This is a genomic window from Stenotrophomonas sp. 2201_Sma (assembly GCF_056486685.1).
In genome coordinates, this window is record NZ_CM151329.1 from 1,163,503 (window position 1) to 1,189,403 (window position 25,901).

24 protein-coding genes are annotated in these 25,901 nt (G+C 67.2%); 7 read left to right on the plus strand and 17 right to left on the minus strand.

The window, feature by feature from the left end; genetic code table 11:
- Positions 1-33 precede the first annotated feature (33 nt).
- Positions 34-1,161: a metallophosphoesterase gene (locus ACZLIF_RS05510; protein ID WP_241685977.1), complete on the plus strand. Its 1,128-nt coding sequence runs from the start codon at positions 34-36 to the stop codon at positions 1,159-1,161.
- 115 nt (positions 1,162-1,276) lie between these two features.
- Entirely contained in the window at positions 1,277-2,557 is a 1,281-nt protein-coding gene (locus tag ACZLIF_RS05515) for an MFS transporter (RefSeq protein ID WP_128989350.1), read from the plus strand.
- Positions 2,558-2,561: 4 nt separating this feature from the next.
- Here the strand turns inward: ACZLIF_RS05515 and ACZLIF_RS05520 are convergent, their stop codons facing one another.
- Positions 2,562-3,509: a nucleoside hydrolase gene (locus ACZLIF_RS05520; protein ID WP_065174581.1), complete on the minus strand. Its 948-nt coding sequence runs from the start codon at positions 3,507-3,509 to the stop codon at positions 2,562-2,564.
- 153 nt (positions 3,510-3,662) lie between these two features.
- Between ACZLIF_RS05520 and ACZLIF_RS05525 the strand changes: the two genes are divergently transcribed.
- Positions 3,663-3,959 carry a hypothetical protein gene (locus ACZLIF_RS05525; RefSeq protein ID WP_128989348.1) on the plus strand — a complete coding sequence of 99 codons (297 nt, stop codon included), beginning with the start codon at positions 3,663-3,665 and terminating at the stop codon, positions 3,957-3,959.
- 65 nt (positions 3,960-4,024) lie between these two features.
- Here ACZLIF_RS05525 and ACZLIF_RS05530 read toward each other — a convergent pair whose 3' ends face one another.
- The 11 genes from ACZLIF_RS05530 to mqo all read right to left on the minus strand — a co-directional run bounded on the left by ACZLIF_RS05530 (position 4,025) and on the right by mqo (position 16,542).
- Positions 4,025-4,744: a GntR family transcriptional regulator gene (locus ACZLIF_RS05530; protein WP_065174583.1), complete on the minus strand. Its 720-nt coding sequence runs from the start codon at positions 4,742-4,744 to the stop codon at positions 4,025-4,027.
- Positions 4,745-4,803: 59 nt separating this feature from the next.
- On the minus strand, positions 4,804-6,159 hold the full coding sequence (locus ACZLIF_RS05535; RefSeq protein ID WP_053516216.1) for an SLC13 family permease: 1,356 nt from the start codon (positions 6,157-6,159) through the stop codon (positions 4,804-4,806).
- A gap of 106 nt (positions 6,160-6,265) precedes the next feature.
- On the minus strand, positions 6,266-7,186 hold the full coding sequence (gene mdcH, locus ACZLIF_RS05540; RefSeq protein WP_128989347.1) for a malonate decarboxylase subunit epsilon: 921 nt from the start codon (positions 7,184-7,186) through the stop codon (positions 6,266-6,268).
- Positions 7,183-8,040 (minus strand): triphosphoribosyl-dephospho-CoA synthase MdcB, encoded by an 858-nt coding sequence (gene mdcB, locus ACZLIF_RS05545; RefSeq protein WP_128989346.1) that lies wholly within the window; start codon positions 8,038-8,040, stop codon positions 7,183-7,185. The genes mdcH and mdcB overlap by 4 nt, the downstream gene beginning before the upstream one ends.
- On the minus strand, positions 8,037-8,678 hold the full coding sequence (mdcG, locus tag ACZLIF_RS05550; RefSeq protein WP_128989345.1) for a malonate decarboxylase holo-[acyl-carrier-protein] synthase: 642 nt from the start codon (positions 8,676-8,678) through the stop codon (positions 8,037-8,039). Before mdcG ends, mdcB begins: the two co-directional genes overlap by 4 nt.
- A complete protein-coding gene (gene mdcE, locus ACZLIF_RS05555; protein WP_053516205.1) occupies positions 8,671-9,381 on the minus strand; it encodes a biotin-independent malonate decarboxylase subunit gamma in 711 nt (236 codons plus the stop codon). Before mdcE ends, mdcG begins: the two co-directional genes overlap by 8 nt.
- Positions 9,378-10,286 (minus strand): biotin-independent malonate decarboxylase subunit beta, encoded by a 909-nt coding sequence (locus ACZLIF_RS05560; RefSeq protein WP_128989344.1) that lies wholly within the window; start codon positions 10,284-10,286, stop codon positions 9,378-9,380. The genes mdcE and ACZLIF_RS05560 overlap by 4 nt, the downstream gene beginning before the upstream one ends.
- Entirely contained in the window at positions 10,283-10,603 is a 321-nt protein-coding gene (mdcC, locus tag ACZLIF_RS05565; RefSeq protein ID WP_128989343.1) for a malonate decarboxylase acyl carrier protein, read from the minus strand. The genes ACZLIF_RS05560 and mdcC overlap by 4 nt, the downstream gene beginning before the upstream one ends.
- Before the next feature lie 10 nt (positions 10,604-10,613).
- Positions 10,614-12,257, minus strand: coding sequence for a malonate decarboxylase subunit alpha (gene mdcA, locus ACZLIF_RS05570; protein WP_128989342.1), 1,644 nt, complete (start codon positions 12,255-12,257; stop codon positions 10,614-10,616).
- A 131-nt stretch (positions 12,258-12,388) separates the two neighbouring features.
- On the minus strand, positions 12,389-14,578 hold the full coding sequence (locus tag ACZLIF_RS05575; RefSeq protein ID WP_053516245.1) for a TonB-dependent siderophore receptor: 2,190 nt from the start codon (positions 14,576-14,578) through the stop codon (positions 12,389-12,391).
- Between the two features lie 266 nt (positions 14,579-14,844).
- On the minus strand, positions 14,845-16,542 hold the full coding sequence (gene mqo / locus ACZLIF_RS05580; RefSeq protein ID WP_128989340.1) for a malate dehydrogenase (quinone): 1,698 nt from the start codon (positions 16,540-16,542) through the stop codon (positions 14,845-14,847).
- 214 nt (positions 16,543-16,756) lie between these two features.
- On the opposite strand from mqo, the gene ACZLIF_RS05585 reads away from it, so the two are divergent.
- Both ACZLIF_RS05585 and ACZLIF_RS05590 read left to right on the plus strand, forming a co-directional pair.
- A complete protein-coding gene (locus ACZLIF_RS05585; protein ID WP_080375221.1) occupies positions 16,757-17,872 on the plus strand; it encodes a PAAR domain-containing protein in 1,116 nt (371 codons plus the stop codon).
- Between the two features lie 65 nt (positions 17,873-17,937).
- A complete protein-coding gene (locus tag ACZLIF_RS05590; RefSeq protein WP_053516196.1) occupies positions 17,938-18,345 on the plus strand; it encodes a hypothetical protein in 408 nt (135 codons plus the stop codon).
- A gap of 27 nt (positions 18,346-18,372) precedes the next feature.
- Here ACZLIF_RS05590 and ACZLIF_RS05595 read toward each other — a convergent pair whose 3' ends face one another.
- The 4 genes from ACZLIF_RS05595 to ACZLIF_RS05610 form a co-directional block, all read right to left on the minus strand.
- Entirely contained in the window at positions 18,373-18,819 is a 447-nt protein-coding gene (locus tag ACZLIF_RS05595; protein WP_065182375.1) for a GNAT family N-acetyltransferase, read from the minus strand.
- 44 nt (positions 18,820-18,863) lie between these two features.
- On the minus strand, positions 18,864-19,448 hold the full coding sequence (locus tag ACZLIF_RS05600) for a hypothetical protein (protein WP_053516192.1): 585 nt from the start codon (positions 19,446-19,448) through the stop codon (positions 18,864-18,866).
- Between the two features lie 185 nt (positions 19,449-19,633).
- Positions 19,634-20,068, minus strand: a complete 435-nt coding sequence (locus ACZLIF_RS05605; RefSeq protein WP_128989338.1) for a tetratricopeptide repeat protein — start codon at positions 20,066-20,068, stop codon at positions 19,634-19,636.
- A gap of 161 nt (positions 20,069-20,229) precedes the next feature.
- A complete protein-coding gene (locus tag ACZLIF_RS05610) occupies positions 20,230-21,135 on the minus strand; it encodes a LysR family transcriptional regulator ArgP (RefSeq protein ID WP_053516191.1) in 906 nt (301 codons plus the stop codon).
- Positions 21,136-21,273: 138 nt separating this feature from the next.
- On the opposite strand from ACZLIF_RS05610, the gene ACZLIF_RS05615 reads away from it, so the two are divergent.
- A complete protein-coding gene (locus ACZLIF_RS05615; protein WP_053516190.1) occupies positions 21,274-21,909 on the plus strand; it encodes a LysE/ArgO family amino acid transporter in 636 nt (211 codons plus the stop codon).
- A 162-nt stretch (positions 21,910-22,071) separates the two neighbouring features.
- The gene (locus ACZLIF_RS05620; protein WP_128989336.1) at positions 22,072-24,060 is read left to right on the plus strand and encodes an alpha/beta hydrolase family protein; all 1,989 of its coding nucleotides are present in this window, start codon (positions 22,072-22,074) and stop codon (positions 24,058-24,060) included.
- A gap of 45 nt (positions 24,061-24,105) precedes the next feature.
- Here the strand turns inward: ACZLIF_RS05620 and ACZLIF_RS05625 are convergent, their stop codons facing one another.
- Positions 24,106-25,860: a peptide MFS transporter gene (locus tag ACZLIF_RS05625; protein ID WP_128989334.1), complete on the minus strand. Its 1,755-nt coding sequence runs from the start codon at positions 25,858-25,860 to the stop codon at positions 24,106-24,108.
- Positions 25,861-25,901 lie beyond the last annotated feature (41 nt).

Genomic DNA, 25,901 nt, shown 5'->3' on the forward strand with positions numbered 1-25,901 from the left:
GGCGGGCTCTTGTCTTCGTCCAGGAACGTCGCAGTGCTGAGTACGATTGGTTTGCTGATGGGCGTGTATGTGGCCCTTCGCCTGTTCTGGCCGCTGCGCCTGCCCGTGTGGTTGAAAGTACTGCTGTCCCTGCTGCTGGTAGCCATCGCCGTCCAGCTGCGGATCGTGGCCACGTTCTGGGGCACGATGGCCTCGCCGGAAATCCCCAAGCTGGCCATCGCCGTGCTCGCCACCGGCTCCACTGCGGTACTGCTGCTGGCACTGGTGATGCTGGTAATGGACGTGGGCCTGCTTGGCGCGTGGGTTCTGCGCAGGCCCCGTGTGACCGCAGCGCTGCGCGCGCCGTGGCTGCGCCCGGGCGCAGGCCTGCTGGCTCTGCTGGTCAGTGCCTGGGGCGTGAGCCAGGGCATGGCGGTGCCCAAGACCCGACAGATCGAGGTGGCCATTGCCGGCCTGCCTGCCGCGTTCGAGGGTTACCGCGTACTGCAGCTTACCGACATCCACGCCAGCCGCCTGCTGACCGGCGACTGGGTGCGTCAGGTCGTGGCCGAAAGCAATGCCCTGGCGCCCGACCTGGTCGTCATCACCGGCGACCTGATCGATGGCACCGTGCAGGCACGGCGCAATGACTTCCGGCCCCTGGGTGAACTGAGGGCGCCGGACGGGGTGATCGCCATCACCGGCAATCACGAGTACTACGCCCAGTACAGCGAATGGATGCAGGCGTTCCGTGCGCTGCACATGCAGGTGCTGGAGAACAGCCACGTGCAGGTGCGGCGTAGGGATGCAGCGATGACGATCGCCGGTGTCACCGATCCGGTGGCCGCGCGCTATGGCCTGCCGCTGCCCGATCTGGAGGCGGCGCTGGCGGGTGCGGATCCGGCCGCCCCGGTGATTCTGCTCGACCACCGACCACGCAATGCGAAGGACGCGGCCGCACGCGGGGTCAAGCTGCAGCTGTCCGGCCATACCCATGGCGGCCAGATCCTCGGCATGGACCAGCTGGTGAAGCGTGCCAACGGCGGGTTCGTCTCCGGACGGTACCGCGTCGATGGCATGACACTGTATGTGAGCAACGGTGCGGGACTGTGGGCCGGCTTCCCGGCACGCATCGGCGTGCCCTCGGAGATCACCCTGATCACCCTGCGCCGCGCACCCTGAGCCGTCTGCGGTCCGCGCCCGTCGTGCAGCGGGTCCACTGTGCCGTCACCCGCGTGGTGGCACCCTGCGCACGGACAGCAGACAGGGAAACGATGGTGGCGAAGGCGAACAGGCGATGAGTGCGACACAGCAGCGCTCGATGTGGGTCGCCGGCCTGTCCACCGTGGTGGAGTGGTACGACTTTACCCTGTACCTCTATTTCGCCACGGTGCTGTCGCGGGTGTTTTTCGGCGGCGGCGAACAGGCGATGCTGGTCACCCTTGCGGGATTTGCCGTGTCCTACCTGATGCGCCCACTCGGCGCGCTGTGCTTCGGTCACCTCGGCGACCGCTTGGGGCGGCGCTGGATGCTGCTGGCCTCGATGGCGCTGATGGCTGCAGCCATGCTGGCCACCGCGCTGCTGCCTACCGCCGCGACGGCGGGCACGACGGCGGGTGTGCTGCTGCTGGTGCTGCGGTGCGTGATGGCATTCTCGGTGGGCGGTGAATACACGGGCGTAGTCGCCTATCTGCTGGAAAGCGCTCCGGCACGCCGGCGTGGACTGGTGACCTCGTTGGCCTCGGCGGCCAGCGAAGTGGGCGCGCTGCTGGCGGTGGCGATCTCCGCACTGACGGTCGCGCTGCTGCCGCAGGTACAACTGGACAGCTGGGGATGGCGCATTCCGTTCTTCGTCGGTGCTGCACTGGCGCTGGTCATCCTGATCGCGCGTTCGGGCATGCATGAATCGCCGGAGTTCGAGCGGCAGCGTCGCGAGGGCAGCATTCCTGCCACGCCGCTGCGCCACGTGCTGCGCCACCATCCGCAGGCGGTAGCGCGCACCTTCGCCATTTCCGCGCTGGGCTCGATCACCTACTACGTCGGCATCACCTATGTGCCCGCGTTCCTGCACGCACAGGGGCACGACGAGGGCGATGCCCTGTGGCTGTCGACGATCGCGGCGGTGGCCGTGATCGCCATCACTCCCTTGTGCGGTGCGTTGTCCGATCGCTTCGGCCGGCGCCCGCTGCTGTTGGGCCTGACGGTGCTGGCGGCGTTGCTGCCGCTGTCGTTGTTCGGCTGGATGGCGCATACCACGCCGTCGGGTATCGCCGTGGCGGCGGTGCTGCTGGCCTGCGTGGCCGGTGGCGTGAGCGCGGTCGCGGCACCGGCCACGGCCGAGCAGTTTCCGGGCGAGGGCCGGATAAGCGGGCTGGCACTGGGCGTGACCATGGCCACGGCCGTCTTCGGCGGTGCGACACCGTGGCTGGCGCAGTGGTGGGTGGAGCGCAGCGGCTGGGCGGCGGCACCGGGCGCGATGATCGCGCTGGTCGCATTGCTGGTGTTGCCGGTGCTGTGGACGCTGCCGGAAACGGCATCGACGCGGAAGACCCGCCCTGGCAAGCAGGGCGGATCCTAGCCGGTCACACCTTCAGCGTCTGCTCGATGTCGGCCAGCACGGCGGCGGCATCCACGCCAATGGCAATCGACTGCACCACGTGGCCGTCCCATACGCTGGGGCCGAATGCCAGGCCTTCAGGCTTGGGAATGGTCATGCCACGGGCGACGCCGTCGGTGGCCACGCGCACGCTTGCGCGCTCGAAGCGGAACAGCTCCGGGCGGGTGAGCGCGATGCAGGCGCAGCAATCGTGCACGACCATGCCCTTGTGGCCGGCCTGCAGGTAGAAGTCCACGTAATCCTGCGACAGCGCACGCACCAGTTCAGCATCGGCACCCCCGACCGCAGCCAGTTTGTCCAGGCCGTCACGGTCCATCTCGACGCGGGTGGTGACATCCAGGCCGATCGCGGTGACCGGCCACTGTGCGGTGAACACCACGTCGGCGGCTTCCGCATCGCCCCAGATATTGGCCTCGGCGGCCGGGGTGATGTTGCCGTTGACGTGGAAGGCCCCCCCCATGATGACCACGCCACGCACCAGGCCGGCGATCTCCGGTGCCTGCTGCAGGGCCAGGGCCAGGTTGGTCATGCGGCCGACCGCGACCAGCGTGACCTCGCCTGGATGGGCCCGCACCAGATCGATGATCAGCTGGTGCGCAGGACGGGCGTCGGCGGTCACGTCCAGCTGGGCAGGCACCGGGTGATTGCCCAGGCCATTGTGGCCGTGGATGTGCACCGGCCAGGCTTCCGGCGTGGCATCGGGCTGCAGGGGGCCCGCGGCGCCACGCGCGACCGGCGCAGTCAGCGCCCAGGCCTGCTTCAGGTACAGCGCGTTGTGGGTGGTGGACTCCACCGAGGCGTTGCCGAAGGTGGTGGTAACGCCGATCAGGTCGATCTGCGGATGCTTGTGCAGGTACAGCAGGGCCAGGGCGTCGTCGACGCCCGGGTCGGTATCGAAAATGACTTTCAGCATGTTGTTGTTCTTCTTCTTCCGTGTGGTGCGGGGGGCCCCGGCGGCCAGGAGGCAGGCCGGCGCGCGCTACATTGTCCCATCTTCATGACAGGCAGGGCCATTGGCGGGGCGGCGAGCCATAATGGCGCCGATATCCATGCCGGGAGACGCCTGGTGCTGATCGTGACCCTTCTGGCGGTCCTGCTGGTGCTGGGCCTGAATCTGCTGGCGAGCTGGGTCATTCTGCGTCGGCAGGAATTGTCGTCGGGCAACCGGGCCGCGCAGGTGCTGGTGATCTGGCTGCTGCCGCTGATCGGCGCCGTCGTCTGCCTGCTGGTGGCAGCCGCCGAGGGCCCGCTCGGACTGCAGGCACGCAGCCAGGACGGCGCGATCTGGGCCAGCGATGGCGCCCACGAGGGCAATGCCCCCTCTGCGGACTGTGGCAGCGACGGCGGCAGCTGCGGCGATTGACGCCACAGGAAGAGGGTCAGCCACCGCCCGCAATGCGGGCCACGCCCGGCGGGGCGACAGCTCGCTCAGGCACCGCCTTCGGTCGGCAGCGGCGCCGGTACGTTCAGCAGGCCCCCGGCCGCCACGTAGGCGGCCAGTGCCTGGCCCTGGCTGAGCAGGTGCCGTTCCATCGTGCGCTCTGCCGCGTCGGCATCACGGCGACGGAAGCACTCCATCAGCTCGCGGTGCTCGGCCAGCGACTGCGCAGTGCGTCCGGGCGTCAGCAGCTGCCGGCCGCGATGCATCTTCAGGATGCGGTGCAGGTCGTGGGTGATGCGGATCAGCCACGGATTGCCGGCATAGTGCTGCACGGTTTCGTGGATGAGATAGTTGTTGCGGTAATACTCGGCGATGTTGCCGTCAGCCGCCGCCGCTTCCATCGCGGCATGCAGGGATTCCAGCTGGGCCACGCCCGCATCATCGATATGCCTGACCGCCTCATGCGCGCAGCGGCCCTCCAGCATGGCCATCACCGGGAACAGCTGGTTGAGGTCCTCCAGCGTCAGCCGGGTTACCCGGCTGCCGCGCCCGGCGTCGATCTGCACCAGGCCTTCGGCTGCCAGCAGCTTCAACGCCTCGCGCAGCGGGGTGCGGCTGATGCCCAGTTCACTGCACAGCGCAGGCTCGTCGATCCATTCGCCGGGGGGCAGGCGATAGTCATAGATGCGCTCACGCACATGTTCGGCGACCTCCTCGTACAGAGGGGCGCGCTTCTTCGGGGACCGTGGAGCAGGGGCGATGGCCATTGGCAGAGTGTACCCGCTGGCGGTAGTGCCGGCCGTCAGCCGGCACGACCGGTCATCGCCTACATCCAGCCCGGCACCACGAACACCAGCCAGGCCAGCAGCGGCCCCAATGCCACCACGAGGCCGCTGTAGACCAGGAAGCGGCGGAACAGCGTCTCGCGTTCTTCCTTCGCCGCCGATGCCACGACCAGTGCACCGTTGGTGGAGAAGGGGCTGACATCGACGATGGTGGACGACACTGCCAGTGCGCAGATCACGCCGGCTGCACCCAGGTGCCCCTGCATCAGGAACGGCACCGCCAGTGGAATCGTTGCGCCGAGCACCGCCGCGGACGATGCGAATGCGGAGACGATACCGCCGACGTAGCACACCAGCAGAGCGCCCAGCAGCGGAATGCCGATGTTGGAGACCCCGTTGCCGATGAAGTCGACCGCGCCCGCATGCTCCAGCACGCCGATATAGGTCACCACGCCACAGATCAACAGCACGGTCGACCAGCTGATGCCATCCACCGCACCCTTCTGGCTCTGCGGCGAGAGCAGTGCCAGCGCCACTGCGACGGTGATCGACACCAGGCCGACGTTGAGGTTGTAGATCAGTGCCGCCACGCCCAGGCCGAGCAGGCCGACCAGGGTGAACAACCGCTCCCGGGTCAGACCCACTGCATCCAGCGCCGCCGGATCGTTGCTCAGGGTGCCGCCGCCGGCCGCCACCAGCGCGCCATGGCCTTCGATGGCGAACTGCCGCGACGACGCCTGCGGACCACCGGCCATTGCCAGTTCCGCACCGCCCGCGGTGATCGAGCCACGTCGCATCAGCGCGATGCCGCCGAAGGCGAGGAAGCAGATGATCGCCATCATGAAGTTGAAGCCGAGGCTGGTCAGGAAGACCGCCATCTCGGTGACCTCCAGCCCGGCCTTCTGCACCACGCCATTGGTGATGCTGCCGTACACGCTGATCGGCGAGAAGCCGCCGGCCTGCGCACCATGGATGACCAGCAGGCCCATCATCAGCGGGTTGATGTTGTACTGCTTGGCGAAGCGCAGCGCGACCGGACCGATGATCGCCACCGCTGCCGGGCCGAGGGCGCCGAAGGCGGTCAGCACCGCGGTGACCACGAACATCACCCACGGAATGGCCACGATGTGGCCGCGCACCGCGCGTACCGCCCAGTGCACCAGCAGGTCGATGGTGCCGTTCTTCTGCGCGATGGCGAACAGGTAGGTGATGCCGACCAGGGTCAGGAACAGATCGCCGGGAAAGCCGGCGAGGACTTCCTTGCCACCCATGCCGACCCAGACACCACCGATGATGAAGGCCAGTGCGAAGGCCACTGCGCCCATGTTGATCGGCAGTGCGGTGGCGACGATGAACATGATCACCAGACCGATGATCGTTGCGATTTGTGGACTCATGCGCCCTCCCAGACACGTGGCTCACGTACAGCGCGGATGGAGACCCGCCATCCCCGGGGTAAGGCGACGTACTGCAGTGTTGCGTGATACGTACTGCTCGAACCCGTTACTGCAGGCGCTGCAGCGCACTGCGGACCCATGCCGCAGCGCCATGCAGGCTCTGGAACTCTTCCACCGCGCGGAACTCGCAGCAGGGATAGGACGGCGCGACCATGCGTGCGAGCGCATTGCCCGGGCCCAGCTGCAGGAACACCCGCGCGCCGCGCTCGAAGGCCTGCCGCATCACCTGTGCCCACTCGATGGTCTGTGCCAGCTGTGCCGACAGGCTGTGCACCGCCGTTGCGGCATCGCGCACGGGCCGTGCATCGACGCCCGCCAGCAGCGGCAGGCGGGGTGCCCGCATGCCCGAGCGCTCCAGCGCGGCGGCGAAGGGCGCCACCGCAGCCGCCAGCAGGGGCGTGTGGGCAGCGACGTGGACAGGCAACGGACGCACCTGCGCACCGAGCGCGTGCGCCGCATCGGCCAGCGGCTGCAGGGTGTGCCGGATGCCTCCCACAACGAAGTGATCCTCGCCGTTGACGATGGCGATGTGGGTACCCTGCGCATCGCACAGCGCTTGCAACGCCGTACGATCCAGGCCCAGCACCGCCAGCATGCCGGCGCCTGCCGCGCTGGCACCGTCCATCAGATGCGCGCGCTGTGCCGACAGGGCCAGGCAGCTGCCAGCGTCGAAGGTGCCGGCAATGGCATGCGCCGCCAGCTCGCCGATGCTGTAGCCGGCCACCACGGTCGGCACCGGCAATGCATCGCGCAGGGCGTGCCACTGCGCCAGACTGGCCGCGCACAGCAGTGGTTGTGCCTGCGCATTGTCGAACCGGTCCTCGGCCGCGGCGGCGGTGAACACATCGCGCTGCAGCACCTCGCTGGCGGCGAGCAGCACGCCATGCGCGGCGTTGTTGCCGCGCACGTGATCGAACATCGCAGCATGCTGGGCACCTTGTCCCGGACAGAGCAGGGCCAGCATCACGCCTGCTCCTGCAACAGCAGGAAGACGCTGCAGGCCAGCAGATCGGCGCTGCCACCCGGGCTGAGCCGGCGTGCGACGAAGGCATCGCCGATGTCCTGCAGGCGGGGTTGCCAGCCGGCGGCAAAGGCACCGCCGGCGTCGAGGAATCCGCGTGCCTGCTGCTGGGCCCAGCGCAATCCGGCAACACCGCCCCGATGCAGCAGGTTCAGATCCTCGACCTCTGCGACCAGATGCATCAGGGTATGGGCCAGTGCAGCTTCGCGTGGCAGCCCTGCGCCCAGCGCATGGCGCAGTGCCGGCAGGGCCAGCCCACGCAGCAGGGGATATCCAGCGGCCGCCTGCTCGCGTACGCCGGGCACGCCGTGACGGGCGCGCGCGCGCTGCCCCGGACTGTTCACATCCAGGGGCGAGGTGGCGAAGGCGTCCGCCCATTGGCAGACCGCCTGGCATACCTGTTCACCTGTCGCGGCTCGGCCCAGACGCGTGCGGCACGAGGCTGACGCTGCCACCAGCAAGCCCAGGCTGAAGATCGCGCCGCGGTGGGTGTTGACGCCGCCGGTGGCGCGCAGCATCGCCGCTTCGGCGGCCAGGCCGTGGTCGCGCAGCCGATGGAACGGCGCTTCGGCGGCGCCATCGCGGGCAACCGCAGTGAAATAGTGGCGCAGGGCAAACAGGCTGCGCAGGAACGTACCGGCATCCATGTCGTCATGGCTGCCGCTGTCGAACGGCGTGACCAGGCCGGGCTTGGGCGCACAGGCCAGCTCGGCATGCAGCGCGGCGATCGCCATGCGGCCTAGGCGTGCACTGTCGGGCGCGGTGCTGCGGCCGGCAAGGCGCGGCGCGACGGCGTTCATGCGGCCACCCCGCTGCCCTCGAATAGACGGTGGCGTGCTTCCAGGGCTGCGCCGTCAAGGCGTTTGACCAGCAGTTGACGGCTGCTGCCGGCGTACTCGCGCCAGTTCACCGCAGCACCGCGGGCCAGGCACAGCTCGCCGTCGACCCGCTGCGGATGCTGCGCTTCCCACGCCCGCAGCCGAGTCACCAGCGCATCGGCCCGCGCCGCATCCGGGACCTCCCAGAGCAGGTCGATATCGGAACGGTCATGCACATAGGGCAGGCCAGTAACGTGCTGCCAGGCGAATGCGCCGAACACACGGGCCGGCGCGAGCGTGGCGAGAGCGTGCAACGGTGCCTGCCAGGCGGGGCATACGCCTGCCGCCAGGATGTCGCTCAGTGCCGGCGGCGCCTGCCGACGCTGTACATCCTGCAGCGGCACCCGCAGTGCAAGCCGCTGTTTGCCTTCGCACGGTGGCAACGGCACACCCAGCCGCAGGCGGGAATCGGGGTCGTCTGCCGCGCGTCGCGCGACCATTGCCGGCAATCCCTGCGCGAACCATGCGGCGAGCCGCGGTTCCTGCGCAGCCACATCGGCCCGCCAGTCGGCGTGGGCCGACAACCAGACCAGCGTGTGGCGGGCCAGACGCTCAGGCATCGCCGTTGGCCACCGCGCCCGCGACGGCAGCCGCCTGCAGGCGGCCCCCCCGTTCGGCACCCAGTGCGGCACGGTGGTCGCCGTCGGCCGGCGCGCGCAGGGCATCCAGCAAGGCCTGCGCCAGCTCGCCCGACCACAGGGACCGTACCGCACCCATCGCCACGTAGTTTTCCACCCCGGGTGCGAACACCGGCGAGGTCAGGCTCAGCGCCTGCAGCTTTTCCAGCGGTTGCTTGGTCACGCGAGCCATCGCCCGCAGATCCATCACCCGAACCTGGGCATCCGGCAGCGCATGAATGGTGTCCGCCATCAGGCCGAACGAGAGGAAGCCACCGCTGACCGACTCGCCATGGACCAGGGTCACCAGCCGTGCGCCGCGTCGCCGCGCGACGTCCAGGCATTGCGCGAGGTGGGCGAAGTAACCGTTGATGCCGAGCAGTTCGTCGCGGCGCGACAGGCGTTGGCCTGCGGTATCCACCAGCATCACGATCGGTCGCTGCGGATGTGCGGCGGTGCTGGCGAGTACTGTTGCCGCCAGTGCCAGCGCATGATCGACACCGACTTCCAGCTTGTCAGTGGTGCCGATGACCGTGACCTCGCCATCTTCGGTACTGGCGCTTCCCGTCAGCACGGAATCGTGCACGGTTACGTCGTGGCCGCGCGGGAACAGCGCGTCAAGCAGGGGCTGCAGCGGCGCGGTCATGGCAGTTTCCTGTGGGCGGTGGCGGCGAGGAACGCGTCGGTGTCCAGCAGCGGCAGGCGCTCGGGATCATCGATTCCCTGGCGTGCCCAGATCTCCAGACCATCGTGGCAGTCCCCCCAGGCCTCTGCCCGGGCCTGCAGGGCGGCATGTCGCTGCTGCAGCGCGGCCAGCGCGGCATCGGCGTCTGCGCTGGCGGCGTCTGGCTGCAGCGCCTCGAATGCGGCCTGGGCGAATGCATCGATGGCATCGGGAACCAGAACCTGCGCCTGGTCGATGAGGTAGCGGTGCTTGCCGCCCGTCACCCGCCATACGAGGGCACGGTCACGCGAGTCGAACTCCTCTACGCCGCGCACGGTCTCGATCACTTCCGGCCCGGACAGCGACAGTCGCCCTTCCTCGGACATGATCACCGTGGTGCAGCAGCGGGCGACGATGCCCATGCCGCCGAAGGCGCCGTTGCCGCTGCCGATGAGGGCCACCACCGGCACGCCGGTGGCGCGCGCGTCCAGGGTCGCGCGCATGATCTCGGAGATGGCGATCAGGCCCGCATTGGCTTCATGCAGGCGCACGCCGCCGGTGTCGAGCAGCAGCAGCACACCGTCGGGCCTGTGTTGCGCGGCCCGGCGCAGCAGGCCGGTCAGCTTGGCGCCATGCACTTCGCCGACACCGCCCCCCATGAATTCGCCCTGCTGTGCAGCAATCAGCACACGCCTGCCACGCAGCGAGGCTGCACCGACCACGATGCCATCGTCGAACGCGGCGGGTTGGTCCAGCTGTGCCAGGTGCGGGCTCATGGCGCGCCGGGCCGGCCCGAGATACTCGGTGAACGATCCGGCATCGACCAGCCCGGCGATACGGGCACGGGCATCGGCCTCGTGGTAGCTGCGTCGTTGCATCGGATTCATCGCGGGTCTCCGGCGAGCAGTGTCTCCACCGCCTGGTCCAGGCGCAGGCTGACCACCGCCGGGGTGGCACCGGCATCGTTGATCGATACGCGCACGTCGCGCAGCGGATGCCGCCGGGCGAAATCACCGATGACCGCCTGCCAGATGGTGCCGAAGCCCTGCGCGGCGGTGACGACATGCACGGTCATTGCGCCGTCCTGCGCGGCAGGTTCCAGCAGGACTTCCAGATTGCCGGACGCCAGCACGCCCACCAGCACCGCGTCGTGCGGGAACCGCACCGGGGTTCTTCCGTCGAATCGATAGTCGAGGGTTTCCATCGCGTACCCCTTACCAGTTGCGGAAGCGCTTGGGCGGGTCGTAGAGACCGCCTGACCAGCGCACCAGGTCTTTCACCGAGCGCGCGGCCAGCAGGTCACGACTGGCGTCGCGCACCGAAATGCCGAGATCTTCCGGTCGCCGGATCACGCCCCGGTCGCGCAGGTTCTCCACCATCGCGCGATCGCGGCCCAGACCGACCGTGGTGTAACCGGCCACGCCGCGGATCGCCTGTTCGCGCTCCTCCGCGGTGCGGCACAGCAGCAGGTTGGCGATGCCTTCCTCGGTCAGCACATGGCTCACGTCATCGCCGTAGATCATCACCGGTGGCAGTGGCATGCCAGCGCGTTCGGCCAGCGCCCACGCATCGAGGCGGTCAACGAATGCGGGTGCCATGTGTTCGCGGAAGGTCTCCACCATCTGTACCACCAGCTTGCGCCCGCGTGGCATCTCGCCCGGGCGTGCGGCCTGCTGGCCGGCCTTGATCCAGGCGTCGCTGGCATGACGGCGGCCGCGCGCATCCGAGCCCATGTTCGGCGCGCCACCGAAGCCGGCGATGCGGTCGCGGGTGGCGGTGGAGCTGTTGCCCTGCAGGTCGACCTGCAGCGTCGAGCCGATGAACATGTCGCACGCATACAGGCCGGCGGTCTGCGAGAACGCGCGGTTGGAGCGCATCGAGCCATCGGCGCCGGTGAAGAACACATCACCGCGCGCGGCGATGTACTTCTCCATGCCCAGTTCCGAACCGAACGAGTGCACGGACTTCACGAAACCCGACTCGATCGCGGGAATCAGCGCCGGATGCGGATTGAGCGCCCAGTGCTGGCAGATCTTGCCCTTCAGGCCCAGCGATTCGGCATAGGTCGGCAGCAGCAGTTCGATCGCGGCCGTGTCGAAGCCGATGCCGTGATTGAGCCGGTTCACACCGTATTCGGCGTAGATGCCCTTGATCGCCATCATCGCCATCAGCACCTGGATCTCGGAGATCTGTGCCGGGTCGCGGGTGAACAGGGGTTCGATGTGGTTCGGGCGCGGTGCCTGCACGACGAAGTTGACCCAGTCGGCGGGGATATCGACGCGGGGGAGGGTGTCGACGATCTCGTTGACCTGGGCGATGACGATGCCGCCACGGAAGGCGGCCGCCTCGACGATCACTGGCGTGTCTTCGGTGTTCGGCCCGGTGTAGAGGTTGCCGTCGCGGTCGGCGGCCTGCGCTGCGACCAGGGCCATGCGCGGCGTGAGGTCGATGAAGTAGCGGCCGAACAGTTCCAGGTAGGTGTGGATGGCCCCGATCTGGATCCGCCCTTCGGCTACCAGGTTGGCCAGTCGCACCGATTGCGGGCCGGAGAAGGAAAAGTCCAGCTTCGAGGCAATGCCCCGCTCGAACACGTCCAGATGCGAGGGCAGCGACAGCACCGACTGCACCATGTGCAGATCATGCACGCGGGCGGGGTCCAGCCCGGCAAGGCATTCGGCCAGGAAGTCGGCCTGCTTCTGGTTGTTGCCCTCGAGGCAGACCTTGTCGCCGGGTTCAAGCAGGGCGTGCAGCAGCTCGCCCACATCGTCGGCGGCCACTGCACGGCCTCTGCTCCAGGGCGCAGCCCGCTGCAGACGTGCCTGGCGGCTGCGTTCCAGCGTGTCCCAGCTCGGGTTCATCGACCGGCTTCCGATTGGCGTTGAGATAATTACGCCATAATTACGGAAGGCGACGCAACCTGCAGCGCAGCAAAAAGAAGGGCCCGCCAATGGCGGGCCCATTCAGGTTGCAGGCTTTCAGCCGGTCGTTCTCAGAACTTCCAGCGCAGGCTGGCGGCGACGAAGCGCGGTTCGCCGTAGTTGTTGTAGTCCAGGTTCGCCCAGTAGGTCTTGTCCAGCGCGTTGCGCACGCTCAGCGTTGCCGTCCAGTTGTCGCTGATGCGGTAGTTGGCGTTGAACTGCACGAGCGTGTAGGCCGGCTGGTTCACGGTTACCGTGCCGCCCAGCGGGTAGGGGATGTTGTAGCCCTGCACCTTGCTCTGCCATTGCACGCCGGCGCCCAGGCTCAGGCGTTCCAGTGCACCGCGCAGGCGCACCTGCGTGTTGAGCTGCAGCAGGTCTTCGGGCGGGTTGGCGTACAGCAGGTCGGTGGCGGCGCGGGTCACTTTGACATGGGTGAAGCCGGCGTTGACCGTCCAGCCCGGCAGGATCTCGCCGTTGACGTCCATTTCCCAGCCACGCGACTTGGTGCCGTTGACGCCGATGTAGGCCGAGGTGCCATCGCTGAGCGAGCCTTCCGGCACTCCCATGTCGCGCACGGCATAGTTGTCCTGCTTGGCCTCGAACACAGCGGCGTTGGCGGTCAGTCGCCCATCGAACCACTGCGTCTTGATGCCCGCTTCCAGATTCGAGCCCTGCACCGGCGCCAGCAGGTTCTCGTTGCGGTCCTTGAAGTTCTGCGGGTTGAAGATCTCGGTGTAGCTGGCATAGACCGAGAACTGCGGCGTGACGTCGTAGACCAGTCCCACGTACGGGGTCACTTCATCACTGACCTTGTAGGCCCCGCTGGTCCCGGTATACGCACCGGCCACGCTGTAGGAGCGGCTGAGGGTTTCCCAGCGGCTCAGGCGCGCACCCGCGATCAACGACAGCGGATCGGCCAGGCGCAGGCGCGCGGCCAGGTAGACGCCGCTCTGCGTGGTCTTCTGCACGCGGCGCGCGCCGGTACGGGTGTAGGTCACCTCGGAGATGTCGCCGTTCCAGTCGTACACGTTGGGGATGTAGTAGCAGCGTTCGCGGCCGCAGGTGGCCCAGTCGCGCGGGTAGTTCAGGGCAACAGTGTGGGTGGTGCCTTCCAGATCGGACCACTGGGCACCCAGGGTGACGTCATGCTCGCGGCCGAACAGCGGGAACGTGCCGGTCAGGTAGGCATCGATGTTGCGGCGGGTGTCCTCGGAGTCGCCAGCGGCAGTGCGCAGGTAGATGCCCGCACCGGTGGCCGGATCGGGATTGCCGGTGCCGTACAGGCGCATGTTCTGCACATTGCCACGGGTGTGGGCGGTGTTGATCTTCAGCAGCCAGTCCTCGCCGAAGCGCTGCTCCAGGTTGGCGAATACCGTGCTGGTCTCGCGCTGCCAGTAGCTCCATTTCGGTGCCAGGTTGGTCGAGCGCGGCAGGTGCGCGAAGTCGCCGCGGCTGTCGAAGAACGGCACGGTACCCCAGGTCGAACCGACCGGGTTGTTGTCCTGGGTCTGGTAGCCGAGGGTGACCGTGGTGCTGTCGGTCAGGTCGCCCTCCAGCACCGCCATGCCGGCCATCTTGTTCTCCTTGTAGCGGTCGTAATAGAAATCACGATCGGTATAGGCGGCGACCACGCGGCTGCGGAACCGGCCATCTGCGGTCAGCGGCGCGGTGACGTCGGCCTCCATGCGCCGGTAGTCCCAGCTGCCGGCGCTCACCGAGAACGAGGCGTCGAAGTCCTTGCCGGGGCGCTTGCGCAGCAGGTTGACCGTGGCCGAAGGCACCCCCGCGCCGCTGAGCAGGCCGTTGGCACCGCGGATCACTTCGATGCGGTCATAGAAGGCGGTGTCGTATTCCTGGTTGGTGGAGCCGCTGTAGGTCGGAATGCCATCGACCTGGAAGTCCGTGATGGCAAAGCCGCGGGCGTAGTACAGCGGGCGCTGGGTGTCATAGAAGGACACGCTGACGCCGGTGACGTTGCGCAGCACGTCGTTGATGCTGAACAGCGATTCGTCCTGCAGGCGCTGCAGGCTGATGGCCGTGGCCGACTGCGGCGTTTCCTGCAGGGTGATCGGCAGGCGGGTGCTGCTTGAGGGCGGCGCAGCCTGGTCGGCGCGCACGCTGACGCGGTCCAGGGTCTTGGCATCGGCTGCGGCATCGCCGGCGGCGAACGCTGACGGTGTCGACAGGGCCAGGGATGCGAGCAGCGCGGCCGGAAGCAGCGCGCGACGGAGCGGGCGGGTAGGGGAGTGCAGGGACATCTTGGTGGGCTCGATGCGGGAGAGTCGGAAGGGCGGCAACAGCCGGGCGGTACCCGGGGCGGCGGCTTCGGGCTGGGTCAGGTCCGTCTGGTGAGCGCGGGCGGTCCGCGCGAGGCGCAAATGTAAATCGTTCGTAACAACATTACAATTCGCCCGGGCTGGTCGATGCCTGGGACACGCACCGCGAGCCCCGGCGGAGCCGAGCTCCCTGAATGCGAACGGCCACCCGAAGGTGGCCGTCCGTAGGTGTCATCGAAGAACCGGGCTCAGAGCGCCTGCAGTTCCTCGTTGGCGTTGCGCTTTTCCTTGCCCGGCGTCGGCGTCGGCGTCGGCGCCGGCGGTGTGGCCGGTGCAGCCGTGGCATCGGCCGGCACTTCCAGGTAGGGCAGCTTCAGGGTCTGGCTGGTCATCGAACGGATCTCGTTGACCAGTGCCGCACTGTCGTTGAGCTTGCGCCCGTAGGAGGGCACGATCTCACGCAGGCGGGCTTCCCAGCCGGCCTTCATCTGCTCAGGGAAGGCCTTGGCCATCAGATCCAGCATGATCGGCGGCGACGTCGAGGCACCGGGCGAAGCGCCCAGCAGCGCGGCGATGGTGTGGTCCTTGTCGGTCACGATCTCGGTACCGAACTGCAGCACCGCACCCTTCAACGGATCGCGCTTGATGATCTGCACGCGCTGGCCGGCGGTGACCAGCTTCCAGTCGCCCGGCTTGGCATTGGGGAAGTACTTGACCAGTTCGGCCTGGCGGTCGGCATCATTCAGCCGCGCCTGGCTCATCAGGTACTGCACCAGGTCCAGGTTGTCCTTGCCCACTTCCAGCATCGGCGCAACGTTGTTGTGGGTCACCGACGAGTACAGGTCCCACCACGAGCCGTGCTTGAGGAACTTGGTGCTGTACAGCGCGAACGGTCCGAACAGGACCACCGGCTTGCCGTCCAGCTTGCGCGCATCCAGGTGCGGCACCGACATCGGCGGCGAACCGGTCTCGGCCATGCCATAGGCCTTGACGCCATGGCGTGAGGTCACGTCCTGGCCCTGGAAGGCGAGGAACTGGCCGCCCACCGGGAAGCCGGCGTAGTCCTTTGACTCGGGAATGCCTGACATCTGCAGCAGCTTCAGCGCGGCGCCACCGGCACCGATGAACACGAAGCGGGCGTGGGTGGTGCTCTCGGTGCCGGCCTTGAGGTCCTTCACCGTGACGTTCCAGCTCTTGTCCGCGTTCTGCCGCAGTGCCGAGACTTCGTGGTTCAGGTGCAGGCTGAAGTTCGGACTGCGCTGCAGGCCGGCGGTCAACTGGCGGGTGATCACGCCGAAGTTGACGTCGGTACCCAGTGGCATCCAGGTCGCAGCGACCTTCTGCTTCGGATCGCGGCCTTCCATCATCAGCGGAGCCCACTGCCGGATCTGTGCCGGGTCTTCCGAGTACTGCATGCCGTAGAACAGCGGGTTCTTCACCAGCGCCTGCTGGCGCTTATGCAGGTAGGCGATGTTGTCATCGCCCCAGACGAAGCTCATGTGCGGCGTGGGGTTGATGAAGTCGCTGGGCTCGCTGAGCCGGCCTTCCTTCACCTGGTGCGACCAGAACTGGCGCGAGACCTCGAACGATTCGGCGATGCCGACCGCACGCTTGGTCTCGATGCTGCCGTCGGGCAGTTCCGGGGTGTAGTTCAGCTCGGCGAATGCCGAGTGGCCGGTGCCGGCGTTGTTCCAGCCGTCGGAGCTTTCGCCGGCGACGCCGTCGAGGCGTTCATAGACCTGGATGTTCCAGTCCGGCTGCAGTTCCTGCAGGTAGGTGGCCAGGGTGATGCTCATGATGCCGGCGCCGACCAGCACAACGTCGACAGGCTTGTCGTTGCTGGCGGCGGGGACGGAGCGCTGGGTCAGCGGCCAGTACAGGAACACGGCGGCAGCCAGCAGGAACAGCACGAGCAGGGCGAGCAGGGCCTTGCCAAATTTCTTCATGGGGGCGGGATCGTTGGCGGAGGGGAGGAGATCAGGATGCGCGCTGGGCAGGGGAAGGGCGTGAAGAAACAACGCCTTGCAGCATCCTTGCAGAGGATTCTACCCGGAACGGGTCCGGTTTTTGTGCAATGCATCATCCTGCTGGCGGTCGCTCCGGGGTAGACTTGCCGGCTGATTCCAGAACGACCACCGGCCACGGAGGGGCCGCGCAACGATGTCACGGATGCTGATCGTGGTGGGTGACGCCCTGCAGACGGGCGGTTCGGTCCTTACAGGTTCCCCGCATACCGATATCGAAGGGCGCGCCGTGGCGCGTGTCGGCGACCGTGTCATCTGTGCACGCCATGGTCCGGGTTCGATCGTTTCCGGCGATGCCACCCTGGTCATCGATGGCCAGCCGGTCGCCCGCGATGGCGACAGGGCCAGCTGCGGTTGCGCACTGGTATCGGGCAAGCAGCAGCGCGCCCACGTGGTGGCCGGCGGTGGAGGGCGCGCAGGTGCAGGCGCCGGAGTGGCGGCGATCGCAGCGATCGTCGCGCCGTTGTTGAAGCCCACCCTGCAGACACCCCCCTTCGCAGCGCCCGGCACCGCCGTGCGCGACGAGGACGCGCCGCAGTGCTGGGTGGCGGACCATGATGCGCAGATCGACCGTGACGTGGACGGGCGCTACTACGAAGCCTATGACGTCAATGGCGACAAGCATGACTATCCTTTCCAGGTCAGCTACCGCATCGATGTTCCGCTGCAGGCCCAGGGCGAGGTGGTGGTGTCGATCAAGGTGCAGGTGATGCCCAAGCCCGGCGTCACCGCTGCCGAGGTGGCGGCGGTCAAGGCGCGCATGGAGCGCGGCATCGATCAGTTCTGGAACGGCCGGTTCACGCTGGACGTCCATGATCCCGCGTGCGGCACCCGCAGCTTCCCGATCCGCTACGAAGTGCGGTGGGTGCAGGGCGGCAGCGACTACAGGCTGATCGTTCATCGCACCTATGACCGGGAGCAGGTGGAATTCCCGGATATCGATGTCTCCGTGTCGACCACGGCCTGGACCTTCGCCCACGAGTTCGCCCACACCCTGGGCGTGCCGGACGAGTATTCGTACAACGACCCGGACGAAGAGACCGTGCGTTACGTCCAGCCCGATGGCACTCTGGATCCGGAGGTGCTGGTTGCCGTTCCGGATTCCCGTGAGCTGACCGATCCGGCGGCGACCATCATGAATTCCGTGGACTGCGCGGTGACCCGGCCGCGTCATGCCTGGAACATCGCGCGGGAAGTACGTGAACTGCTGAGCCGGGAAATCGGCCGGGAGATAACATGCACCGTCAAGTGATTTCGTTGATTGCCACTTTTGCCGCTGCCGCAGCGCTGCCGGCCCACAGCAAGGAGCTTCCTCCCATGATCGAACTTCATGCGCGCTGCGTGGACGATGCCCAGTGCCGTTTCCGTGGCGACACCCTCAACGTCGAACTGGAACTGCGCAACAGCGGCAGCGAGCCTGTATCGCTGCCGCTGGAGTACATCCGCAGCCGTGGCCCGTCGGTCAGGGTGAAGGACAACCACTCCGAGAAGACCACGGCGTTGCGCAGCGGCATGGCTTCGGCCGCGCTGCGGCAGCAGATGCAGGAGCTGCGCGCGGGCCAGTCCCTGCGCATCGGTTTCCCGATCAAGCCGCAGGAGCTGACACGCTTCGCCCTGCGCCCGATGGATGTGACCCTGCAGTTCTCGATCAATCTGACACCCGGTTCCACCGGCGCCGAGGCGCAGGTGGTCCAGGCACAGCTGCACGTGGTCGACGCCGACTGACCGCAGCGGCCAGCACTCCGCTTGGGGTCAACGCAGTTCGAGAATCTCGTCGCCGGTTTCGTCGATCTCGCCCGTCGGGCACCAGCCGAGATGGCGGTAGAAGCCATGCGAGCGCGAGCGCGGGTCGGCCGAGCACGCAAGGAACAGCCGGTGGTGACCGGCATCCCGGGCCAGGCTGACCACATCCTGCAGCAGACGTCGGCCGATGCCCAGATTCTCGTACTCCGGCAGCAGGGCCAGAACCAGCACCTCGCCGCTTTCGCGGTCGGCAAACCCGTAGCCGGCCATGCGCTCGCCGTCGCAGGCGATGCGTCCGATGAAATCTCCGTTGCAGATGCCTTCGGCCCAGCTCTGCGTCGTGATGCCCAGCTCGGCCAGCTGCGCTGCACTGAAGGCATTCTCGCGGGTACGCCCGCGCAGGTCGATGCAGGCGGCGGCATCGTCGGGGTGGGCATCGCGGTAACGGATGGTCATGGCACCTCCTTGTGACCGGGCGCTGAAGGAACTGCCCGTCTCGTTCAATCGTTGCCGATTGTGAAGTATTCGGCGGTGAAATAGCCGATCTGGTAGAGCAGGGTGGCCGCGGCCAGTCGCAGCTGTGCCCGGCTGGAGTGCAGTTTCCAGCCCAGCAGGACCACCAGCAGCATCAGCAGGGTGTGGACCGGATACGCCGCGCCCAGCAGATGCCACCGGCTTGTGCCCTTGATCGCGGTGTCCACCAGATCCAGCAGCGTCAGCGCGCCGATCACGCCGAATATCCAGCGTCGGCGCTGCATCAGGTAATTGCCGTAGCTGCCGTAGTCACGCAGGTCATCCGGGAACAACAGGGCGCAGAGCAGGAACCAGGTCGCGCAGTAGCAGATCACGAACAGATAGGTCTCGAACGTCCAGCGGTGGACTTCGATCAGGCGGAACTCCCACCACCAGAAGGTGACCAGCGACACCAGCGTCCATGCCACCCAGCACAGATGGAGTGCCGAGCAGCCGCGTCGCTGCGGATGCTCGATGATCTGCGCAATCCCTTTCAGCAGGGTCGTGATCGACAGGCCCAGGATGATGCCCATCACCACGCGGATATGCAGGAACAGCGGATCGGTCTGCATCGCGGCGCTCCGTGTCGGTTGCTTCGATGCTGGCACAACTGGGCGACCCTGAACGGACCTCGGTCACGCGGAGAAGAGAGGACGGAGGGCGCCAAGTCGCTTTGCCCTGGTTTGTCCACGGCTGGCGCCGGGCAAGTCCTGGCTGCCAAGCGCTGCATTCCCAACGCTCGGCTGCCTTGGTGGCATCAAGGCGAAATGAGGCCCTGCTGTCGCAGCAAGGCAAGGTACTTACTACCGTCATCATCGGCGTCGAATATGTCCTCGCCATCCAACGCGTACGCCCTTAGCAGGTATTCAAGGGCCTGGTCGCGTTTCCCCAGTAGTTCATTGCATTGGCCAATGCGATACAGGATGAAGGGATTGATATGCCCGTCCGGGCCATTCAGCGCATCCATGAAGTACTTTAGGCCCACCGGGACATCGCCGGAAAGAAGGCTCGCGTCTCCTAGTGAGGCGCACAGCCAGGTATAGGCCTCCCAATCCTTCGCAGGCGCTGGCAGCATGCCCAATGCCTGCAGCCAACAGCGCATCGCACCAGCATGATCATGGGCATCCATGCGGACGTTTCCCTGCTCCGAGAGATCAGTGACCCGCTGATAGATTTCGTCAGGAAGTTCCATTCGGTTTGACTCACAGTTGATGAACCTTCCAGCTTACGTAATACAGTTGCTCCGGTCGGCGGGCAATGACGCCACACCGTGTCGTAATTGCCGCAATTTCTAAGGTTGCGGCGCGAAGACCCTGTCCACCAAAGTCGCTGCATCTGAGTACAGTCAGCAATTCAGCGCCTGCGCCGCACCAGCGTCGAGGATGCCTCCAGCACCGCGCGGGTCAGCAGGGCCATGGTCTGCACATCGCCCTTCCAGTGCTGCCAGTACAGCGGCACGTCCTCCCACGCGCGCTGTCGCACGTAGACCAGGCGGCCGGCATCCAGGTGCCGCTTGACCAGCGGCAGGGGGTTCATGGTCCAGCCCATGCCGCCCAGGTTGGCCTGCACGAAGGCACGGGTGGAGGGAATCCACCAGGTCGGCGCGGTGCTGGGCAGGTCATCGCCGGCCATGCGCCGGGCAAAGCGCGACTGCATTTCGTCCTTGCGGTTGAACACCAGTACCGGTGCCTGCGCCAGCGCCTGCGCGGTCACGCCCTTGGCGAAGTGCCGTTCGCGGAACTCCGGCGTGCAGGTGGCCGCGTAACGGATGCTGCCGAGTGCATGGATCTGGCAGCCCTGCACCGGCTCGTCCAGGGTGGTCACCGCGCCGAGCACCGTGCCTTGCCGCAGCAGCTCCACGGTGTGGTCCTGGTCTTCCACGCGCAGGTCGAGCGTGGTGCCGGTACCCAGTGCGAACTGCTGCGCCGCCTGCGGAAACCAGGTTTCCAGACTGTCGTGGTTCACCGCCACCGGGATGCTGGCCTGGGGCAGATCTTCATCGGCCAGGCCCATCCGGTGCAGGGCGTCATGCTCGAGCAGGGCCGTCTGCTCGGCCAGCTGCACCAGCACCTGGCCTTCGGCGGTGGCAGTGGCGGGGGCGCCACGCTTCACCAGAAGGCGTCCGACACGATCCTCCAGCGCCTTGACCCGCTGCGAGATGGCGGAGGGGGTGACATTCAGCGACTGCGCCGCGCGATCAAAGCTGCCTTCGCGGATCACGGCGGCGAGCGCGCGCAGCTGGGCATGGTCGATGCGCATGGTATTAAGTTCCGCTAATGTTGGTTTAGGAAGTTTAGCTCGTCTTTTCTATGTTGCGGCGCGACAATGGCGCCCGTACCCGGTGCTGTCCGCCTTCGCGAGGCACCGTCCCCCCAGCAAGACAAGGCAGTGAATCCCATGTTTTCGGTCATCTCCGCCGGCACCGGCCTCGGTGCCTGGTTCTCTGGTGCAGCCACCGGCATCGGCCTGTTCGCCGTGGTCGGTGCCCAGAGCGCCTTCATCCTGCGCCAGGGCATCCTGCGCAAGCACATCGTGCCGGTGGTCGCCACCTGCGCGGCCATCGATGCGTTCTTCATCTTCGCCAGCGTGGCCGGCCTGCGCACGTTGACCTCGGCGCTGCCGTGGCTGACCTCGGCCGTGCTGTGGACCGGCGTGGCTTTCCTGGCCTGGTACGCGATGAAGTCGGCGCGCCGGGCCATTGCCGGTGGCGGTGGCATGGGTGAAGCCGACAGCGACGACGGCAGCCGCCGCGCGGTGCTGATGGCGGCGGTCGGCTTTTCGCTGATCAACCCGCACTTCTGGCTGGACATGATGGTCATCGGCTCCATTGCCGAGAACTTCGGCCACGCACGCATGGCCTTCGCGGCCGGCGTGGTCACCGCGAGCTGCCTGTGGCTGACCGCGCAGGGCCTCGGTGCACGCCTGCTGGCGCCGCTGTTCACCAAGCCCAGCACCTGGCGTGTGCTTGACGGCACCATCGCGGTGATCCTCAGCATCCTGGCCCTCACCCTGGCGGTGCGCGGGGTCCACTGACCCGGCGCACGCCCCCGAACCCACGTCCTGACTCTCTCTCCAAGGCAGTGGCAACGACGGCACCGGCAACGGTGCCGTCGTCTTTTCCGGCTCTGGCGGGACAGACGGCGCCTGCCTAGAATCCGTGTACAGGACAAGGTGTCCATCGGAGCAGGGGGAAGGATGCGCAGGACGATGTTGACGGCCGCACTGGTCGTCGTGGGTAGCGTTGCCGCGGGCAGCGCATGGGCGGTGGATCTGACGCAGTTCCTGCGCCAGGAGACCTTCACCGACATCAAGATATCGCCGGGGGGCGAGTATGTCGCTGCCACCGTGCCGATGGAGGACAGCACCGCGATCGCGGTGATGCGGCTGGCCGACAAGCAGCTCGTGGGCAGCTTCCGCCCGCCGCAGAAGAACCATGCCTACGAATTCGACTGGGTCAGCAACGAACGGCTGTTGATCGGCCTGGCCGAGAAGTGGGGCGCGCTGGATAAGCCCAATCCCACCGGCGAGCTCTACGCCATCGATGCCAACGGCAATCGCGGCGAGCTGCTGGTCGGTTACCGCGTCGAAAGCAAGGGCCCGGGTACCCGCATCCAGCCGAAGAAAGTCGAGGCGGTCGCGGCGTTCCTGGCCGATGATCTGCCCGGCGACGAACGCAACGTGCTGGTGACGGTATGGCCGTTCGCGGAGGATCCGTTCACCCGCGTCGAACGCATGGACGTGGCCAGCGGCAGGCGTGTGCGCATGGCCTCCTCGCCGGTGCGGCGCGGTGAGTTCACCACCGATGGCCAGGGCGAAGTCCGTTTCGTCCACGGGTCCGGCAGCGACAATGTCAACAAGCTGTACTACCGCGAGCGATCGGGCGACAGCTGGAAGATGATCAACGATGAGGCGGTGAGCACGCGCATCGAGACCGCGATCGGCTTCTCCGCCGATGGCAGCCTGGCGTACCTGCAGGCCGAGCAGGCGCAGGGGCCGGATGCCATCGTCAGCTGGAATCCGCAGACCGGCGAGCGCGCTGTCGTGCTGCGCGACGAGGTGGTCGATCCGTACCGCATCATCCGCCGGCCCGGCACCCATGTGCCGGTGGGCGCCCTGTTTATGGGCGACACACCACGGACCCGGTTCTTCGACGAGAAGTCGCCGGAGGCGCGTCTGTACCGCAGCCTGGAGGCGGCCTTCGGGGGGCCGGTCTACATCACCTCCAGTACCCGGGATGGCCGCGTGGTGCTGGTGGAGACCTGGTCAGGCACCAATCCCGGCGACTTCTATGTGTACGACACGGAGGCCCGCAAGGCTGATCACCTGATCAGCCGCAGCGACTGGATCGACATCGATCGCAGTGCAACGGTGCGTCCGGTGGCACTCAAGGCGCGCGACGGATTGCCGCTGCACGGCTTCCTCACCGTGCCCTCCGGCAGCGACGGACGCAACCTGCCGATGGTGGTGATGCCGCACGGTGGGCCGTTCCACGTGTTCGACAATGGCCAGTACGACCGCCAGACGCAGATATTGGCCGCTGCCGGCTACGCCGTGCTGCAGGTCAACTTCCGTGGCTCGGGGAACTATGGCCGTGCGCATGCCCAGGCCGGCGCCCAGCAATGGGGCGCCGCGATGCAGGATGACGTCACCGACGCCACCCGCTGGGCGATCGCGCAGGGGATCGCCGATGCCAGACGCATCTGCATCTACGGTGCCAGTTACGGGGCCTACGCCGCGATGATGGGCGCTGCCCGCGAACAGGGGCTGTACCAGTGCGCGGCCGGCTATGTCGGCGTGTACGACCTGCCGCTGATGTTTGCCCGCGGCGATGTGCAGGAGCGCGACTCGGGCGTGACCTTCCTGCGCGAATGGCTGGGTGATCCGGCCAAGCTGGGCGCGGTTTCGCCGGTGAACCTGGCCACGCAGATCAAGGTGCCGGTGTTCCTCGCGGCCGGTGGCGAAGACAAGCGTGCGCCGATCCAGCACACCGAGCGCATGGAAGCGGCACTGAAGCGTGCCGGGACGCCGGTGGAAAGCCTGTACTACAAGACCGAGGGGCACGGCTTCTACACCCTGGCCCATCGCACCGAGTACTACGACAAGCTGCTCGCATTCCTGTCGCGCAGCCTGGGGGGCAAGACCGCCCAGGCATCGGCGCCGGCAGGGAAGGGCAAGGCGCCGTAAACGCAGAGCGGCGGCGGATCCACGATCCGCCGCCGCGCAGTGCAGTTACCTGACCCCGTGCATCATCCGCTTCAGCAGCGGCGCGGCGATGAAGGCCAGCAGGGCGCAACCCAGGCCGATCCACATCAGCAGCCAGAACAGGTGCGCATAGGCACCGGCCGCCGCCGCCATGTCCAGCGTGCCGCCTTCGGGCACATCGATGGCCGCCAGCTTGCCGAACAGCGCGGCAAGCGTCTCGGAGAAGGCCGTGGCCAGGAACCAGGTGCCCATCATCAGGCTCATCACCCGCGGCACGGCCAGCTGCGTTACGGCCGACAGGCCCACCGGCGACAGGCACATCTCACCACTGGCCAACAGGAAGTAGGCCAGGACCAGCCACCAGACGCTGGCCATCTCGCCGGTGGCGCCGACCTGCTGTGCGGCCAATGCGAGCGGGACGAACGAGAGCGCGCCGATCACCAGGCCCCAGGCGGATTTGACCGGCTTGCCCGGCTCCCAGCCGCGACGGTCCATCCAGGTCCAGAGGGCGGCGAAGGCCGGCGCCAGCAGCACCAGGAACAGTCCGCCCAGATAGGTCAGGGAGCCGGCGGTCTGCGGAATCACCAGGCAGTCGCGCACCAGCAGGACCAGCATCAGCGCGACGATGGCAATGAAGAACCGGCGCGGCGCGGCCGACCCCGGTCGACGCTCGGTCAGGCGCGCGCTGACCACGAAGCCCAGCGGCGCCAGCAGCAACGACAGGATCGACCAGGGCAGCGGCGTGCCGTCGGTGATCACCAGCGAGGGAACGATGTCCTTGGTCAGCAGGCGATCGGTGAACGTCACCCACGAGCCATAGGACTGCTCGTACAGGGTGAAGAACACCAGCGCCAGGAAAATCAGCACCATCAGCGCGATCATCTGCTGGCGCTGCACCGGCGTGCACTGGCTGCCGGTGAACCAGGCGAACCAGACCAGCACGCCTCCCAGCACCACCAGCATCAGCATCAACGCCAGGCTGATTTCGCCGCCCAGAGCGAACGCACCGTTACCGGCGGCCCACATCAGCCACGCCAGTGGCAGCACCGCGAGCACCGCGCACAGATAGATCAGCCATTCACGCGGCAGGCCCAGCACCCGCTGTTTCAGCGCGGCCGGCTGTGGCGGCTCGGCATGCCCGTGCAGGTACTTCTGCCCCCACAGGAACATCGCCAGCCCGGCCAGCATGCCGATGCCCGCCGCGCCGAAGCCATACTTCCAGCCATAGGCCTCGCCGAGGAAGCCGCACACCAGCGACGAGAACAGCGCCCCGAGGTTGATGCCGGCATAGAACAGCGAGAAGCCCGAGTCGCGGCGCGGATCGTCCTTGGCGTACAGCTTGCCGACGATGGTGGAGATGTTCGGCTTGAGGAAGCCCACGCCCATGATGATCAGCGCCAGCGACAGATAGGTCACCGCCAGCGCCGAGGTGTCGCGCATTACTTCACCGTTGACCCGGTATGCCGCGTGGCCTTCGAAGGCCATGCCGAGATGGCCCAGCACCAGCAGGATGCCGCCGAACAGCACTGCACGGCGCATGCCCAGCCAGCGGTCGGCCAGCATGCCGCCGAACACCGGGATGCAGTACACCAGGCCACCGTAGGCGCCAAGCAGGTCCAGTCCGGCCTTGTCGCCGAACAGGTGGTACTTGGTCAGGTACAGCAGCAGCAGCGCCTTCATGCCATAGAAGGAGAAGCGCTCCCACATTTCGGTGAAGAAGCAGACGTAGACGCCCTTGGGGTGGCCAAGGAAGTCGTCGGAAGCGGGAGCGGCAACGGTCATCGACGGCGGGCACTGCGGAAAGGGCGCGATTATAGGCCCGC